This is a genomic window from Pseudoalteromonas sp. SG43-6, assembly GCF_014164365.1.
In the GTDB taxonomy this organism is placed as follows: domain Bacteria; phylum Pseudomonadota; class Gammaproteobacteria; order Enterobacterales; family Alteromonadaceae; genus Pseudoalteromonas; species Pseudoalteromonas rhizosphaerae.
In genome coordinates this window covers 1-882 of the sequence record NZ_JACJEZ010000143.1, presented here as the reverse complement: position 1 = coordinate 882, position 882 = coordinate 1, and the positions used below count along the sequence as shown (strand labels likewise).

At 39.1% G+C, this 882-nt stretch carries 1 protein-coding gene; it reads left to right on the top strand.

The genetic code is table 11. The features are described from left to right. Window positions 1-567 (top strand): GAD-like domain-containing protein (locus H5201_RS22495; protein WP_182785454.1); only part of this gene is annotated, 567 nt, incomplete at its 5' end. Window positions 568-882 lie beyond the last annotated feature (315 nt).

Below are 882 nucleotides of genomic sequence, written 5' to 3'. Positions count from 1 at the left end.
GACCAGCTACTTGAATACTGGCAAATACTCGGGTTCAGCGGCTTTGCCGATGGTTTATTTTGGCTGACAAATCCAGCGGATTATCAAGACATTCTTGACCGATTTTTAGAAGACACCCCGTTTGAGCAAGATGATATTTATTATGTTATAGCGCGTAATGCCTGGGGCAATTTAAAACTTTACGGTGAGAAAACCGGACATTCTGTGGAAATCAGCCCTTACCTTAATTGGATGCGAACAAAAAAAGGAAATCAGCAAGATATTGAAGCTGGCAAGGCTAATCAAACAGCAAAAAATTTTATAGCACTGCAAGACCCTGAGCGACTTGATATTAAAAATAACCAAAAGAAACCACTTTTCCCTGCGGCATTAAAAAAATATGGCCCACTCAATGCTAATGAAGTGTACGGCTTTGCGCCATTTTTATTTATGGGTGGCGAGAAAAAAATCAAGAATATTGAAAAATGCAATATTTTTGCCCATTTAAATTTAATTGCCGACATGGGTGATATGGAAATTATTGATATGGCTTCTATGGTACGTGGCGCTATTAAGCAGTACGAATAACGCTGTATGCAAATATGCTTGTGGCCTTTTTAATCTGGACTGGGCTGGAAGCGGTTTACGAAACTTAAAAGTACTAAAGTGCTCAGTTATATCTTAGTGTGTTTTTAAGCAGTTTATAAAAATAAAGACGTTATAATTTAAATTCAAACCGTGCAGCCAAAGCACTAATTCACTAAGAATTACCCGCTCCTTAACAACATGGATGTTGTTTGGCTAGGCGCTAATACAGCCGCTGATTAGTGCCCTGCCTTTCATTTTTGCACAAGTAAATTCGAGTCTACGCATTCGTAGCAGCGGGTTTACCCCGCGACATAA